This window comes from Actinoplanes sp. TFC3, assembly GCF_001553785.1.
Classification (GTDB): Bacteria; Actinomycetota; Actinomycetes; order Mycobacteriales; family Micromonosporaceae; genus Actinoplanes.
This window is the reverse complement of sequence record NZ_LOJP01000001.1, coordinates 4166845-4181636: the sequence shown is the minus strand read 5'-3', so window position 1 is coordinate 4181636 and position 14792 is coordinate 4166845. Positions and strand designations below refer to the sequence as shown.

At 70.1% G+C, this 14792-nt stretch carries 13 protein-coding genes and 1 pseudogene; 8 read left to right on the top strand and 6 right to left on the bottom strand.

Annotated features, from left to right (window positions below; translation table 11 throughout):
* Positions 1-1173 precede the first annotated feature (1173 nt).
* Positions 1174-2304, top strand: a complete 1131-nt coding sequence (locus tag TFC3_RS18910) for a SigB/SigF/SigG family RNA polymerase sigma factor (protein WP_067501565.1) — start codon at positions 1174-1176, stop codon at positions 2302-2304.
* On the opposite strand, the gene TFC3_RS18905 is transcribed toward TFC3_RS18910, so the two are convergent.
* The 4 genes from TFC3_RS18905 to TFC3_RS18890 are packed head-to-tail and all read right to left on the bottom strand — an operon-like array spanning position 2301 to position 6713.
* Complete coding sequence (locus TFC3_RS18905; protein ID WP_067501562.1) at positions 2301-3026, bottom strand: ATP-binding protein; 726 nt, start codon at positions 3024-3026, stop codon at positions 2301-2303. The genes TFC3_RS18910 and TFC3_RS18905 overlap by 4 nt on opposite strands.
* A 60-nt stretch (positions 3027-3086) precedes the next feature.
* On the bottom strand, positions 3087-4928 hold the full coding sequence (locus TFC3_RS18900) for a CheR family methyltransferase (protein ID WP_153040294.1): 1842 nt from the start codon (positions 4926-4928) through the stop codon (positions 3087-3089).
* Between the two features lie 31 nt (positions 4929-4959).
* Positions 4960-5976, bottom strand: a complete 1017-nt coding sequence (locus TFC3_RS18895) for a chemotaxis protein CheB (RefSeq protein WP_067501556.1) — start codon at positions 5974-5976, stop codon at positions 4960-4962.
* Positions 5973-6713, bottom strand: coding sequence for an ATP-binding protein (locus TFC3_RS18890; RefSeq protein WP_067501553.1), 741 nt, complete (start codon positions 6711-6713; stop codon positions 5973-5975). The genes TFC3_RS18895 and TFC3_RS18890 overlap by 4 nt, the downstream gene beginning before the upstream one ends.
* Before the next feature lie 143 nt (positions 6714-6856).
* Here TFC3_RS18890 and TFC3_RS39430 point away from each other — a divergent pair.
* The 3 genes and pseudogenes from TFC3_RS39430 to secA2 form a co-directional block, all read left to right on the top strand.
* Positions 6857-7441 (top strand): annotated as a pseudogene (locus tag TFC3_RS39430) (ABC transporter transmembrane domain-containing protein); the annotation flags it as partial.
* Between the two features lie 85 nt (positions 7442-7526).
* Positions 7527-8549 carry an ABC transporter ATP-binding protein gene (locus TFC3_RS39425; protein WP_236718198.1) on the top strand — a complete coding sequence of 341 codons (1023 nt, stop codon included), beginning with the start codon at positions 7527-7529 and terminating at the stop codon, positions 8547-8549.
* Between the two features lie 38 nt (positions 8550-8587).
* Positions 8588-10879, top strand: coding sequence for an accessory Sec system translocase SecA2 (secA2, locus tag TFC3_RS18880; RefSeq protein ID WP_067501550.1), 2292 nt, complete (start codon positions 8588-8590; stop codon positions 10877-10879).
* A gap of 77 nt (positions 10880-10956) precedes the next feature.
* Here the strand turns inward: secA2 and TFC3_RS18875 are convergent, their stop codons facing one another.
* Positions 10957-11850, bottom strand: a complete 894-nt coding sequence (locus TFC3_RS18875) for a DUF3500 domain-containing protein (protein WP_236718418.1) — start codon at positions 11848-11850, stop codon at positions 10957-10959.
* A gap of 14 nt (positions 11851-11864) precedes the next feature.
* The gene (locus TFC3_RS18870) at positions 11865-12257 is read right to left on the bottom strand and encodes an ankyrin repeat domain-containing protein (RefSeq protein WP_067501544.1); all 393 of its coding nucleotides are present in this window, start codon (positions 12255-12257) and stop codon (positions 11865-11867) included.
* 59 nt (positions 12258-12316) lie between these two features.
* On the opposite strand from TFC3_RS18870, the gene TFC3_RS18865 reads away from it, so the two are divergent.
* The 4 genes from TFC3_RS18865 (at position 12317) to TFC3_RS18850 (ending at position 14755) form a co-directional block, all read left to right on the top strand.
* A complete protein-coding gene (locus TFC3_RS18865) occupies positions 12317-12742 on the top strand; it encodes a signal peptidase I (RefSeq protein ID WP_067501541.1) in 426 nt (141 codons plus the stop codon).
* Positions 12743-13012: 270 nt separating this feature from the next.
* Positions 13013-13468 (top strand): winged helix-turn-helix domain-containing protein, encoded by a 456-nt coding sequence (locus TFC3_RS18860; RefSeq protein ID WP_369819683.1) that lies wholly within the window; start codon positions 13013-13015, stop codon positions 13466-13468.
* Between the two features lie 9 nt (positions 13469-13477).
* Positions 13478-14119 (top strand): uridine kinase, encoded by a 642-nt coding sequence (locus tag TFC3_RS18855; protein ID WP_067501535.1) that lies wholly within the window; start codon positions 13478-13480, stop codon positions 14117-14119.
* 213 nt (positions 14120-14332) lie between these two features.
* Positions 14333-14755 carry a TraR/DksA C4-type zinc finger protein gene (locus TFC3_RS18850; RefSeq protein WP_067501532.1) on the top strand — a complete coding sequence of 141 codons (423 nt, stop codon included), beginning with the start codon at positions 14333-14335 and terminating at the stop codon, positions 14753-14755.
* The last annotated feature ends 37 nt before the right edge of the window (positions 14756-14792 follow it).

Here is a 14792-nt window from a genome sequence, read left to right as displayed (position 1 = left end):
GCTTCACCCCATCGGCCCGCCCCGCCCGCCCGGCGGAAACCACGGACCAGCCCCTGCATCCCACCGGCCCGGCCTCCGAAGATCTTCCGATCCTGGAGGACCAGGACGTGGTTCCAGGTACGTCCACAGCACCCCACCCAGCCACCACGAAACCCGCCCCGGCGTCGTCCCAGGGCGCCGGTCCAGGGGCAGGCTTGCAGCAAGGTGCCGGATTCAGTTCACCTTCCGGTACGGAACAGGGCACCGGCTCGCAAGAAGCAGACCCGCAGCCGAGTGGTGTGCAAGGCGCCGGGGCTCAAGGTGGCGGATCGGAGCCGGCCAACTCCCATGGGGGAGCGGCTCGCGGCGCCCAACCCCAGCCAAGTGGCCTTCCGGGGAGCCGGCCGAACGACAAGGGGCTGCAGTCCGGTCCGTTGAGCGAGCCGCAGTTCGCTTCGGCCAGCGGTTTCAAGCCCGCCCCGAGCACGTCGCCGTCGGGAGAAGTCACTGGTCCGCAAGGCTCGCCATTCGCTCAGGCGGGTGGGCCACAGGCTGGGCAAGGTGGTGGATCTCCGTTCACGCAAGCTGCAGCGCAACCACCCGCCGCGCCACTCGGCGACGCCTTCCGCCTCGCCGGCCCGTCCGGCTCTCCCGAAGGCTCCCAGCCCTCCGCCGGTCAGTCCCCTCACTCAGGCGACCAAGCACGCCTCAGCAACCCAGCGGGATCACTTCGCCCGCCGCTGGAGCCGCCGCAGATGGGGCAGTCGAACAAGCCGTTCGGGGACCAGGGGACTGGGCGGCCGCCGTTGGAGGTGCCGCAGCCGGGACAGCTCAGTCGACCTGCGTCAGGTGTGAGCGGATCAACGGCTGAGCCGTCCGGGCTTCCTGCTCGCGGCGGTGCGCCGGACGGGCAGCAAGACGGACCGCCGGCGGCGTGGCCTCCGGTCGACCAGGGTGACGATGAAACTCCGAGCGGATTGCCTCGCCGTCCGTAACCGAACCAGAGCGGCCGGCGAAGTCACCCAAATGCCCACCTCGAAAATTGGAGTGTTTCGAGTTTGGGCCGCGTGGGCATTAGCGTCGGTCGACGGGGGCGTTCTGTTCGGGTGTGCTGCGTCGTTGGGCCTGGCAGGCTGGTGGTGCTGCGGTCCGTTCGCGGTTGGTGGGCAGGGCCGCGCTGACAGAGGGAGTTTTATGCCGTCGCAGGAAGATGCGCAGACCGGTGTGCTGGAGGATCTGGACGCGGCGGCTGTCGAGTATGCCGCGGCTGTTGCCGGCGCCACCGATGTTCAGCGGGCTGCCCTGCGTGACGGCATGGTCCGGATATGCCTCCCGTTCGCCGGGCGGATGGCGCGCCGGTATCGCGGGCGAGGTGAGAACACCGAGGACCTCGAACAGGTAGCCCGGCTCGGGCTGGTCAAGGCGGTTGACCGCTACGACCCGGAGCGGGGTTCCTTCACGGCGTACGCGGTCATCACGATCTCCGGCGAGATCAAGCGGCACTTCCGGGACCGGACCTGGGGGGTGCACGTTCCCCGACGTATTCAAGACCTGAGCCTCGAGGTCGGGCACGCGACCGTTGTGCTGACCACCGAGCTGTTCCGCGCGCCCACGTCCGCGGAACTCGCCGCTCACCTGCGCATCGACGAATCAGCCGTGCGCGAGGCCATCGAGTCCAGCGCCGGGTACGCCCCCTCCTCCCTCAACGCCCCGGTGGGCGGGGACGGCGCTGCCGAGTTCGGCGACCTGCTCGGCGGCGAGGATGCCGACCTCGAACTGATCGACGACCGGGTCACCGTGGCCGGCCTGCTGCTCCGGCTGCCCGAGCGGGAGCGGCGGATGCTCGCCATGCGGTTCTACGGCAACCGCACCCAAGCGGAGATCGCCATCGAGCTGGGCATCTCGCAGATGCACGTCTCCCGGCTGCTGTCCCGCTCGCTTGCCTGGCTGCGCGAGGCGATGCTGAGCGACGCCCTGCCGCGCTGGGAAGGCGCTACCTCGGACGCGCACGGCATGCGGATCACGGTCGACGAGACCGGGGGCGTTGTGGTCGTACGGGTGAAGGGTGAAGTTGACCGGGACACCGCTGAGCGGTTGCGGTCGTCGTTGCGGCATGCCCTTGAGAATGTGGGGCAGGGACGACTGATCGTTGATCTGGCCGGGGTGCCGCTGGTGGATGCGGCCGGGGTCTCAGTCCTGGTCGAAATCGCGACGGCGGCCGCGGTGGCGGGGGCCGAGTTCGTGTTGTCCGGCACTCAGCCGTATGTGACGCGGATCCTGGCCGTTTCCGGGCTCAAGGAACCGCTGGAGCGCAACGGGCGTTAAACCCGCAGCGAGGCCCAGGTGACTTTGCCGCCGGAGCAGGGGAGCCAGCCCCAGGCGTGGGCGGTGGCGTCGACCAGCATCAGCCCGCGTCCGCCGGTGGCGTCGGGGGACTCGTTGCGTGACAGCAGGGGCTCCTCGGCCGAGCCGTCTCGGACCGAGATCTGCAGGTAGCGCCGGGTCAGGGTGAGGCGCAGGTTCATCATCGTGTGGGCGTGGTCGACCACGTTGCTGACCAGTTCGCTGGCGATGAGGCTGGCCGGCGCGACCAGGTCGGGCAGGTCCCAGCGCAAGCACGCGTCGGTGGCCACGTTGCGGGCCTGGCGAGCGGCCCCGCTGAGCGGCAGCAACTCGTCGGTGAGGGTGGGCAGCGACTCCCGCTCGTCGGCCACCCGCTCGCGGGCCTGCTCGACGTTCTTGAGAACCGGGACCCTTCGGTACGCCGCCGCCTGCAGCACGTGCCGGGTGTCATCGCTGGACCCGCACAACAACACCGAGATGCCCGGCCACTGTGCGGCCTGACGGACCACCGCGGGAAACACCGCCAGGGCGAGCGGATCGAGCACCCGCATGCCCGAGATGTCGATCAACAGGGCTTCGGGTTGCTCGGCGAGGCACTTCATGAGGCGCACATGCAGGCCACTGACCTCCTGCATGCTCAGATTCCCGCGGACCTGGACGAGTAACCGGCCGTCGTCGTCCTGGACCAAGGACTCGAGGGTCACTGCCTTCTCCTTCTGCCTTACCGTCGCGGCGGATTACCCCGCGACTTCGCCATTAAACCGTCAGACGTCATCCGCCTCCATCACCACGATGGCCCCCTCCGGCTCGGGCTCCTGGTCGGTGGAGTGCAGCGGGGCGCACGCGACCCGCACCACGATCGAACGGCCGCGCCGGTTGATCGCGTCGACGGTGACCTCGCCGTTCTCGCCGCGTTCGCTGACCGCGTTGCGCAGCAGCGGCCGCAGCTGCTCAAACGGCAGGCCCACGTCGAGGTTGAGCAGGTGCTGGCCGACCACCTCGTGCGAGCGCAGGCCCCACAGGTCCTCGGCCCGCTTGTTCCACATTCGCACGCGAAGGTCCTGATCGACCACTGCGACGCCGGCGCGCAGGCTGGTGAGCACCGTCTCAAGGAAGGCGTTCGCCTCGTCCAGCCGCGCCGTGCTCACCCGTAGCTGGTCGTTGATGTTCTGCAGCTCATCGTTGGTGGACTGCAGCTCCTCATTCATCGTCTCGAGTTCCTCGTTGGTGGACTGCAGTTCCTCGTTGGTGGTCTCGAGTTCCTCGACCGTGGACTGCAGTTCCTCGTTGGTGGTCTCGAGTTCCTCGTTGGTGGACTGCAGTTCCTCGTACGCGGCCTCGAGCTGCTGGTTGGCCAGCTCCAGGTCGTCCTGCAGGCGCTTGGCCGCGGTCACGTCGTGGAAGATCAGGTTGACCCCGAGCAGGCTGCCGTCCAGCCCGGTCAGCGGCGTGACCTGCACTTCGAGGTTGACCAGCTCGCCGTCGCGGTGGAAGTCGACGTCGGTGACGCGCAGGGTGCGCCGCTCGATCTGGGCCTGCTCGATGTAGCGGCGCAGCTCCACCGGGCGGTAGGAGAGTTCCAGATCACGGAACGGGCGCCCGATGTCACGCGAGGAAACTCTGAACAGCTTGTCGAGCCGGCGGTTGGTGAGCGCGACCAGGCCGTCGGAGGTGAGCCCGAGCTGGGCCACCGGGCTGGCCGCGAACGCCTCGTTGCGCAGCTCGTCGAGGCCCAGCACCGAGCTGTTTGCGATCGGGGCGGGCTCGGTGAACACCGCACCGGCCAGCGGCATCGCCCGGGGCGCCCGGCGGAACACCCGGCGCTTGAGGTCCAGCGGCGTGAACAGGGTGCCGTGGCTGAGCAGCATCTCGGCCTTGCCCAAGAACAGCATGCCGCCCTCGGACAGCGCGAAGTGGAACCGCGCGAGGATCTTGGCCTGCGTCTCGGCGTTGAAGTACATCAACGTGTTGCGGCAGGTCAGCATGTCGATCCGCGAGATCGGGGCGTCCTGCACCAGGTCGTTGCGGCCGAAGATCACGCAGCGGCGCAGGTCCTTGCGGAAGACGAAGCGGTTGCCCGCCGGCTCGAAATACTTGGCGATCAGCTCGGGCGGCACGGACTGCATCTCGCGTTCGCCGTACGCCGCCTGACGCGCCTCGGCGAGCTGCTCCTCGTCCACGTCGGTGGCGTAGATTTTCACCCGTTCGCGGAACGCCTCGATGCCCATCGCCTCGGCCAGCGCCATGGCCAGGGTGTAGGCCTCCTCACCGGAGGCGCACCCGGCGCACCACACCCGGATCGGCGCGTCCTCCGGCTTGCCGGCCAGCAGATCCGGCAGCACTTCCTTGCTGACGAATTCCCACGCGTCGGTGTCGCGGAAGAACGCGGTGACGTTGATCAAGATGGTGTTGAACAGCGCGGTGAACTCGTCCGGGTGGACCTGAAGAAAGTCCAGGTAGTCCGGATAGCTCTGCGCGTCGACTTGGCTCATCCGGCGGTTGACCCGGCGCATGAGGCTCGACCGCTTGTAGCCGGTGAAGTCGAAGCCGCGGGACTCCTTCAGATAGAGGAGCAGCGCCTCGAATTCGGGATCGATGGGATGCACGCGCAGACGTTACCGCACGTCGGGACAGAGGTCATGCCGACGTCGCGGGAGGCAATCCCGCAGAGGAACCGAGATGGCTGATCAGGTGGCGGATCGTTTCGCCGGCGGCATCGGTCTCGCGGGCGAGTTGGTCGAAGCGGGTACGAGCCGAGCCCAGCCCCGGCCGGGAGCCGGCCATGCGCCGGCTCAGCTCCGATTTCTCCTCCAGTGCGCGCAGCGCGATCCACAACGCACCTTCCAGCGCGATGGCCTGCTCGTCCAGCAGGCTCTCGGGCGACCAGGCATGCCCGACCCGGCACCGGTAGCGGGGGACCGGGTCCTCCTGGATCTCGAACAGGCTGCCGCCGCAGCTCGGGCAGCCGAAGCCGGCCGGCGGCACATTGAGCTGGTCGCTGGTCAGCGGGCCGAGTTCAGAGATGCTGACCTCGGCGTCCAGCAGGGAATCGGCGGGGTTGGGAGCGGGATGCGCAGGCAGGTCCATGGCGGTGATTTCGGCTAGCAGCCCACCGATTTTGGCGGCGGGCAGGATGTGGTCGATCGAGGTCTGAGCCATCGCGGCGCGCGGCATCCAGGGGTACAGCGCGTCGTCGGGCTCCTGCACTACCGTCGTCCCGCCGCGGGCGGCGATGCTGAGCATGCCGGCCGCGCCGTCATCACGGCTGCCGGAGAGCACCACACCGATGGCGCGCTGCTGAGCCGTGCGGGCGACCGAGCGGAACAGCGGGTCGACGGCGGGTCGGTGCCCGTTCTCCGCAGGCCCCCGGGTCAGCCGGATGCGCCCGTCGATGAACAGCAGATGCTGGTCGTTGGGCGCGACATGGATGTGCCCCGGGCGGATCGGTTCACCGTCGACGGCGGCGGTCGCGGGCAGCGGGCCGCTGCGACTCAGGATGGCCGGCAGGGCGCTGGGTGCATTGCGGGGCACGTGCAGCACCACCAGCACGGTGCCGGGATAGTCGGCGGGCAGACCGGCAACCATTGCTCGCAACGCTTCGACGCCGCCGGCCGAGGCGCCGACAGCAACGATGTCGCGATGGCGAGAAGTCACACAGCTCCAGCCTCTAGGTGAGTCCACACGACTTTACCGTCGGAGACCGGAAGAACACCCCAGGCGTCCGTCAATTCTCGTACGAGGTGAAGTCCGCGCCCACCCGCCTGCGCCATCGTCGGGTCCTTGGGCCGGGGTAGCAGCCGGCTTCCGTCACGCACCGTGAGGCAGACCAGCCCGTTGCGCAACCCGAGGGTGAACTCCATCGTGGTGTGCGCGTGGCGGACCACGTTGGCCACCAGCTCGGTGGCCACCAGGGCGGCGGTCGAGGCCACCTCACGGCGCTGCCACGCGGTGCACGCCTGGGTGACCAGGAGCCGGACCTGGCGGCAGGCGTCGGGAATGGGCCGGAGGCGCACCCGGATGCGGTGCGGTTCGGGCTCCTCGCAGATCTCGGCGAGCGCCTTCTCGCAACTGGCCGCCACGCTGACGGCCGGCGGGCACCGGTGCCACTGAGCCAGAACCTCGGCGGTGGCCTTGCCAGGCGAGCACAGCACCACCGGCACAGCGGGCCATTCGCAGGTGTGGCACACCACTTCGCCGAGGAAGTGCAGGGCGCCCGGGTCGCCGATGGTGAGCTCGGAAACGTCGATGAGCAGAGATTCGGGCTGGGTGCAGAGGCTGCGCGTGACGGCCTGCGACAAGGCTGCGCCGGTGAACTCGTCCAGGACGCCGCTGACCCGCAGGATCCCCACCGGGAGGCTGCGCTCCGGCCGGCAGACGAGCTGGCTCGTCATCAGCCTCCCTTCTCCCCGTAACGGCGCTGCGTACCTGCCGCGCCGCCTGTCCCTCTTGCCCGCCCGGCCGCACGGGCAAACCCGGCCCGCCGGTGGCGTCCGGCGCAGCGGCGGCGGTGGCGGTGCTGTGGTCGTACCCGGCAATGATCGGGAGGTATGTGATCTCGCATTTCGGGGGTACTGCGGAGGCGCTGATTACGCTGCACGGAGTGAGGGATCTTCTGCCTTATCTGCGGGGGCACCGCGGCACGCTGATTGTTGTCGCGGTGCTGTCGGTTCTGGGGGCCGGTGCCGCGCTTGTGCAGCCGGTGCTCGTGCGCACGGTCCTGGATGCGATCCCGGCTCATCGCTCGGCCGCAGCGGCGGTGGCGTTGCTCGTCGCGCTGCTGCTGACCGGCGCGGCGCTGGGCGGGGTGCGCGACTACCTGCTGCAGCGCACCGCGGAAGGGCTCGTGCTGAACACCCGGCACCGGCTCGCGCGTCATCTGCTGCACCTGCCGATCGTCGAATATGACGCGCGGCGCACCGGTGACCTGCTTTCCCGCGTCGGAGCCGACACCACTTTGCTGCGCGCGGTGGTGACCTCGGGGCTGTTCGAGATGGCCTCGGGCGTGGTCATGGTGATCGGTGCGACGGTGGCGATGGCGCTGCTGGACCCTCTGCTGCTCGCCGTGGCGGTGGCCGGGCTGGCGGTGGGCATGGGCGTGGCGATCACTGTCTCGCGGCGGGTGCGGGCGCTGTCGCGGCAGGCTCAGACGCGGCTGGGCGAGATGACCTCGGCGGTCGAGCGCGACGCAGGCGTACGAGGCGGGTATGCGCGTGGCCCGGCTCGAAGCCGTGGTCGGTCCGGCCGCGGTGACCGCCACCCAGGGCGCGTTCCTGCTGGTCCTGGGCGTGGGCGGAGCGCGGGTGGCGGCCGGGGCGATCGGCGTCGGCGACCTGGTGGCCTTCATCCTGTTTCTGTTCTTCCTCATCATGCCGCTGGGGCAGGCGCTGAACGCCTACACCCGGCTGCAGACCGGGCTCGGCGCGCTGCAGCGGATCCAGGAAATCCTCGCTCTGCCCGCCGAGTCGGCAGCCGACGTGGCCGGTGCTCAGATCTGCGACAGCGCCGTGGTCTTCGACGCCGTGACGTTCGCCTACCCCACCGGGGAGCCGGTGTTGCGCGGCGTGACGTTCACCGTGCCCAGCGGATCCCGGGTCGCCCTGGTCGGGCCCTCGGGGGCCGGCAAGTCCACCACGCTCGCGCTGATCGAGCGCTTCTACGACGTCACCGCCGGGGCGATCCGGGTCGGCGGGGCCGACGTGCGGGACCTTCCGCGCGACGCGCTGCGCCGGCGGCTGGGCTACGTCGAGCAGGAGGCGCCCGTGCTGGCCGGCACGCTGCGCGACAACCTGCTGCTCACCGCGCCCGACGCCGACGACGCCACGCTGCTGGACGCGCTGGAGGAAGTGAACCTGGGCGCGCTGGCCACCCGCACCGCCGACGGGCTGGACGTGCAGGTCGGCGAGGGCGGTGTGCTGCTGTCCGGCGGTGAACGCCAGCGGCTGGCCATCGCGCGCACGCTGCTCGCCGGCACCCCGATCCTGTTGCTCGACGAGCCCACCAGCAACCTTGACGCCCGCAACGAGGCAGCCCTGCGCGACGCGATCGCCACCGCCTCGCTCAGGCGCACGGTGATTGTGGTCGCGCACCGGCTCTCCACCGTGGTCGACAGCGATCTGATCGTCGTTCTCGAAGCCGGTCAGGTCGCCGCCACCGGCACCCACCAGCAGCTCCTGGACACCAGCCCGCTCTATCGGGAGCTCGCCACCCACCAGCTCCTGGTGTCCTAGTCCACTTCTCCAAGGAAAGTGAAGTACCGTACAGCGCCATGGGTGTGTCTCAGCGGCTGAAGAGCCGGTTCCGCAAGTTCCTGCAGCGACCGGGCACGACGGTCGATCTCGCTCCGCTGGAGAAGAAGCTGCCGGCGATCGAGGCGCGCGAGGACGCGCTGCAGGAGCTGGACGACGCGGCGCTGACGGCCGCTGCCGGTGAGGCGACGACGTTCGAGGAGATCTGCGCGCTCGGGCGCGAGGCCGCCCGGCGGGCTTTGGAGCAGCGGCCGTACGACGTGCAGCTGCTCGGTGCGATGGCGCTGCTGTCCGGCAAGGTCGCCGAGATGGCCACCGGTGAGGGCAAGACGCTGACCGCGACCGTGGCGGCATACGGCCACGTCCGGCTCGGCAACGGCCCGGTGCACGTGCTGACCGTCAACGACTACCTGGCCCGCCGCGACGCCACCTGGATGGAGCCGGTGTACACGCTGCTCGGCCTGAGCGTCGGCTGGGTCACCGAGGCGTCCACCCCCGAGCAGCGCCGCGAGGCCTACGCCGCCGACGTCACCTACGTCTCGGTCAGCGAGGGCGGCTTCGACTACCTGCGCGACCAGCTCGTCACCGACGTCGAGGACCGGGTGCAGCGCGAGCTGGCCACCTGCATCGTCGACGAGGCCGACTCGATCCTCATCGACGAGGCCCGCGTGCCCATGGTGCTGGCCGGCAGCGTCACCGGCGAGAGCGACCCGGTGCACAACACCGCCGACCTGGTCCGCGAGCTGCGCGCCGGCAAGCACTACGAGGTCGCCGAGGACGGGCGCAGCGTCGCCTTCACCGACGAGGGTCTCAAGGCCCTCGAGGAGAAGATGGACCTCGACCTGTACGCCGACGAGAACGTTGCGCAGCTGTCCGCGGTCAACGTGGCCCTGCACGCCGAGGCCCTGCTGCGCCGCGACGTCGACTACATCGTGCGCGACGGCACGGTGGAGCTGATCGACGAGATGCGCGGCCGGGTCGCCCAGCGCCGCCGCTGGCCCGACGGGCTGCAGGCCGCCGTGGAAGCCAAGGAGGGCCTGCACACCACCGCCGAGGGCGAGGTTCTCGACACGATCACCGTGCAGGCCTACATCGCGCTGTACAAGACGGTCTGCGGCATGACCGCGACCGCGGTGCACGTCGGTGAGCAGCTGCGCGAGTACTTCAAGCTCGAGGTCGCGGTCATCCCCTCGAACGCGCCGAACATCCGCGAGGACGAGCCCGACCGCATCTACTCCGCGCACGACATGCGCGACGAGGCGCTGGTCGAGGAAATCAAGATCGCCCACGACAAGGGCCGCCCGGTGCTCATCGGCACCCTCGACGTCAAGGCCTCCGAGCTGCTGGCCAAGCAGCTCGCCGCGGCCGGCGTGCCGAGCAACGTGCTCAACGCCAAGAACGACGACGAAGAAGCCGCCATCATCGCCGAGGCAGGCGCGCTCGGCGCGGTCACCGTCTCCACCCAGATGGCCGGGCGCGGCGTCGACATCCGCCTCGGTGGCAGCGACGAGAAGGACCGCGACAAGGTTGTCGAGCTCGGCGGGTTGTACGTCATCGGCAGCGGCCGGCACGACAGCCGCCGCGTCGACGACCAGCTGCGCGGTCGCGCCGGGCGCCAGGGCGACCCCGGCGGCTCGGTGTTCTTCGTCAGCCTGGAGGACGACCTGGTCACCCGGCACGCCGGGGACATCCTGCCGTCCTCGCCGCGGATGGACATGGACGGCGTGGTGCACGACGACCAGGTCGAGTACGCCGTCGAGCACGCCCAGCGCGTCGCCGAGGGCGTCAACCACGAGATCCACCGCAACACCTGGCGCTACAGCGTGGTCATCGAGCAGCAGCGCATCGCCCTGGCCGAGCGCCGCGAACGCCTGCTCACCTCCGAGGTGGCCGCGATCATGCTGCTCGAACGCTCGCCGGAGAAGGCCAAGGAGACCGACGAGGACGTGCTCAGCGAGGCGGCCCGCTCGATCGCGCTGCACCACCTCGACCGGCTCTGGGTCGATCACCTGGCCGAGCTGTCCGAGGTCCGCGAGGGCGTGCACCTGCGGGCGCTGGGCAAGCTCGACCCGCTCGACGAATTCCACCGCGCGGCCGTGCCGGCCTTCCAGAAGGTGTTCACCGAGATCGAGCGCCGCACCATCGAGACGTTCGAAGAGGTCGACCTGAGCGACGGCTGGCAGCCGGACCGCGCGGACATCGTGCGCCCGAGTGCCACGTGGACGTACCTGGTGCACGACAACCCGTTCGGCTCCGAGCTGGACCGGCTGATCGCCGCCGTGGGCCGCCGCCTGACCTCCAGCCCCAGCTAGGTTCTGTTCGCAGGGGATGGCCGGGCTGCGGCGGGCCCAGCCGCCGCCTGGCTCCGGCCACCCCTACGAAAGAGAACCTAGGAAGATCGATGGTGGTCGGCGAGGATGTCCTCGCCGAACTCGCCGCGCGGGCGGCGCAGCACGGAGTGGGCGTGGTTGCCGTCCGCCGTGGTCTGGTCGAATTCGATCACCAGGTCGTCGGCTTGCAGCCGGTAGTAGTGCGCGGTGCCCAGCTGCGGCGGCCCCTCCCAGGCGAAGTGGACCTCGCCGCCGGCCGGGTCGAGCGCCGCTGCCAGCTCGTCGGGCAGCCGGCTCAGATACACGGTGAGCAGTTGGTCCAGTAGCGAGCGCTCGTGCAGCCGCAGCCGGCTGCGGGCAACCCCGGCGGGCGTGATCAGGCGGCTGCGCGGCTGGGTTGAGGTCCTGATGTCGTACGGCGCCACGCCGGCCACCACCGCCGCTTCCCGCGCTCTCGGGGACAACGAGCGCAGCAGCTCGTGCCCGAGATCCTCTTCCACGCCCAGCGGCCGCAGCACCGCACGCCCGAGCACGTCCACGCGCGCCGGGTTGGCCCCGAGGAACACCGGCGCGGGGGACACCTGACCCTGCGCGATCGTCATGCTCACCGACAGATGGTGGCCTTCGAAGCGCCACGCCCACGCGTCGTCGCCGGGCGTGCCGAACACGATCACCCGGTAGTCCTGGCTGTGCCGGCCTCGCCGGCCGCCCTCGCGCCGGTCGAGCACCTCCTCCAGGGCGATCACCGCCATCGCCTGGGCGAACGCACCCTCGCTCAGCGCCGTGGCGAGCAGCCGGTGCGCGGCCTTGCGGGCCGGCGGGCTCAGCTCGTCGAAGCCGGCGCCGGGCCGGTCGGGAACCGGGGTGTAGTTGATCCAGCGGCGGTTGCGGTCGTCCAGCTCGGCCCGCGCCGCCGGGTGGGCCGCCAGCAGGGCTGCGGCCGCGCGGGTCATGTCCACCGGCAGGCTCATTCGCCGCGCAGCAGCGCTGCCATCTCGGGCAGGTCGAAGAAGGCCGCGGTCTCGGTGGCATTCGGGCTGCCGTCCGAGGGCTTGGCGCCGGCGCCGAGCAGTAGCTTGACCGTCTCGGCGTTCTTGCGGAACACCGCGGCGGCCAGGGCGCTCTGGCCGCGGTCGTTGACCCGGGCCGGGTCGGCGCCGTGGGCCAGCAGCGCCGCGACCGTGGGTGGGTGGTTGTGGTACGCCGCGAGGATCAGCAGCGTGTCGCCCTTGTCGTTGGTGAGGTTGGCGGGCAGCCCGTGGGTGAGCTGGCCGGCCAGCTCCTCGGCGCCGCCGGTGCGGGCCAGGTCGAACATGCGGTGCGCGAACGCCAGGGTTTCAGCATCCCATTCCTCGGCCATGCGCCTCAGCCTACGGTGCTAATCTGCGCGCCACATTCACGGATGGGGGGGTTCAGCACGTGACCGACGGGGTCTACGCCGGCCGGGCCGGTGCGGACGGTGTGCGCAACCAGGGCTGGCTGCTCGGCCATTTCATGCCGCGGGGCGATCTGCTGCACAGCGACGAGGTCGAGGTGAAATGGGGAGTGCACCCGCCGGGGGAGCGCCGGGCGGCCTGGGCCACCCACGAGACCCGTACGGCGCTGCTGGTGCTGATCCGCGGCTGCTTCGACATCGAGTTGCGCGATCGCACCGTGTTGTTGCGCGAACCGGGTGACTACGTGGTCTGGGGGCCCGGTCACGACCATTCCTGGCAGGCCGGTGCCGAGGAGACCGTGGTGCTGACGGTGCGCTGGCCCTCGGTGCCCGGATGGCGGTTGCCGCCCCCGGCGAACGGTAACAATTCCGGGTCCGCGCAAACGGGTGACCTCCGATTGGCGACGTGACGGTAATCGCATTTCTTGCGGAGGCAAAAAACGGTTCATGGAACGGTCTTCCCACTATGTGGATGCCGCCTTGACCGTTGTGATGCGCCCCCGGAAATATCGATCGCGGTTAACGAGATTAAATGGCAGCCGCGTTTACGGTGGCCGCGTTTCCATTTCTTTCGAAGGGGAGCAGACATGCCGGTCACGGCGCTGGCGGGACGTCACGGACGACATCAAGTGACCACCGGTTCCGTCGTCGCCACGATCAAGCCGCCCGCGGCGCTGACCGTGACGTTCAACATCCCCCTCACCGGGGAGTCGCTGCCGCCGCAGGCCCGGCGCCTGCTCGAGGCGGTCTGTGAGCTCGTTGAGGCCGGTGACGGGTCGGTGGAGGTCGAGGAGCCGCTGGCCGCCGAGCTGCCGGCCGTGCTCAGTCGTCCCGGGGTCGAGGTGCGCCTGCTGCTGGCCTCGCGCCAGGTGCTGGTGGCCGGTGAGTTGATGCCGCTGACCCGGCTGGAGTTCGACCTGCTGCAGTTCCTCGCCGACCACCCGCGCCGGGTGTTCAGCCGCACCCAGCTGCTCACCGCCGTCTGGGGCTACGAGCACACCGGCGAGCGCACGGTCGATGTCCACGTGCGCCGCCTGCGGGTCAAGATGAACGACGTGCCGCTGATCACCACCGTCTACGGGGTGGGCTACCGCCTCGCCGACGACGCCCTGATCGTGGTGGACCCGCAGGGCTAGGGTTTGCCGGTGCGCGTGCGTCCGGTTTCGATCATCAATTTGGCCGGGGAGCTGGCCGAGCGCGTGGTCGCGCAGTGGCCGCAGGGCCGCGTGCGGATCGCGGTCGACGGACCGGCCGCGGGTGACCCCGGTGCGCTCGCTGACGCCCTGGTGGACCCGCTGCGGTCGCTGGGGCGCCCGGCGACCCGGGTGTCGGCAGCGGACTTCCTGCGCCCGGCCTCGTTGCGGCTGGAGTTCGGCCGGACCAACCCCGACTCGTACTACCAGGGCTGGCTGGACGAGGCCGGGCTGCGCCGCGAGGTGCTCGACCCGGCCGCGCCCGGCGGCAGCGGGCGCATCGTGACGCGGCTGTGGGACGCCGCCGCCGACCGGGCGGCCCGCGAGCCCTACCGCGAGCTGCCACGCCATGCCGTGGTGATCATGGATGGCCCGTTGCTGCTCGGCGCGGGGCTGCCCTTCGAGCTGACCGTCCACCTGCACCTGTCGAGTGCCGCGCTGCAGCGGCGCACCGCGCCGGATGAGCAGTGGACGCTACCCGCGCTGCAGCGCTACCACGACGAAGTCGACCCGGCCGCGTTCGCCGACGTCGTGGTGCGCCTCGACGACCCCCGCCGCCCCGCCCTGGTCGAGCCCGACCGGCCCGGGGGATGAGTGAATCAACGCCTTTGACCTGGGACTTGGCGGCCTTTTCGTCCAGTCCGTGGCGGTAACGAGCACTGACAGTTATGCTGCGGTTACTTTTTTGCGGGGATCCCGTTTGGGATCTTCGCCGGCGGGTATCTCGCGGCTCCACGGTGGTACACGAGGGGCTGGCGCGGGGGATGTGCCACCGGCAGGGGCAGAGGGAAGGCAGGGGGAGCACACATGCTCGTCAACAGCGCGGTCATCACGGGTAAAGGTGCCGACACCGCCAGGAGTCGCTCGATCGAGGATGTCGAGCAGCTCCGGGCGCTGCTGCAGACCCGGTTCAACGACCTGAACCTCGAATACGAGGAGGCTGTCGCGGAGAACCAGCGGCTGCGGCTGGTCGAGATCGGCGACGCTGCCGGTGACGACCAGGCGGACAGTGGATCGAAGACCGCCGAACGCGACGCGGCGTCATCGCTGCTGCGTACCCTGCTCGACCGGCGTACGCAGGCCGAGGTTGCCCTGCAGCGTCTGGACGACGGGACCTACGGCAACTGTGAGGGGTGCTCGAACCCCATCCCGGTGGAGCGGCTCGAGGTGTTCCCGTCGGCCACGACGTGCGTGCACTGCAAGACCAACCGCGAACGTCGCGCGGGCTGACCCAGCGTTTCCGGTCCGCCGTCCGTCGCACGCTGAC

Coding starts and splice junctions, on each gene's coding strand:
- TFC3_RS18890 (WP_067501553.1), bottom strand. CDS start 6,713: ATGACGAGCCAGCTCGTCTGCCGGCCGGAGCGCAGCCTCCCGGTGGGG.
- TFC3_RS18910 (WP_067501565.1), top strand. CDS start 1,174: ATGCCGTCGCAGGAAGATGCGCAGACCGGTGTGCTGGAGGATCTGGAC.
- TFC3_RS18850 (WP_067501532.1), top strand. CDS start 14,333: ATGCTCGTCAACAGCGCGGTCATCACGGGTAAAGGTGCCGACACCGCC.
- TFC3_RS18875 (WP_236718418.1), bottom strand. CDS start 11,850: ATGACCCGCGCGGCCGCAGCCCTGCTGGCGGCCCACCCGGCGGCGCGG.
- TFC3_RS39425 (WP_236718198.1), top strand. CDS start 7,527: ATGCGCGTGGCCCGGCTCGAAGCCGTGGTCGGTCCGGCCGCGGTGACC.
- secA2 (WP_067501550.1), top strand. CDS start 8,588: ATGGGTGTGTCTCAGCGGCTGAAGAGCCGGTTCCGCAAGTTCCTGCAG.
- TFC3_RS18870 (WP_067501544.1), bottom strand. CDS start 12,257: ATGGCCGAGGAATGGGATGCTGAAACCCTGGCGTTCGCGCACCGCATG.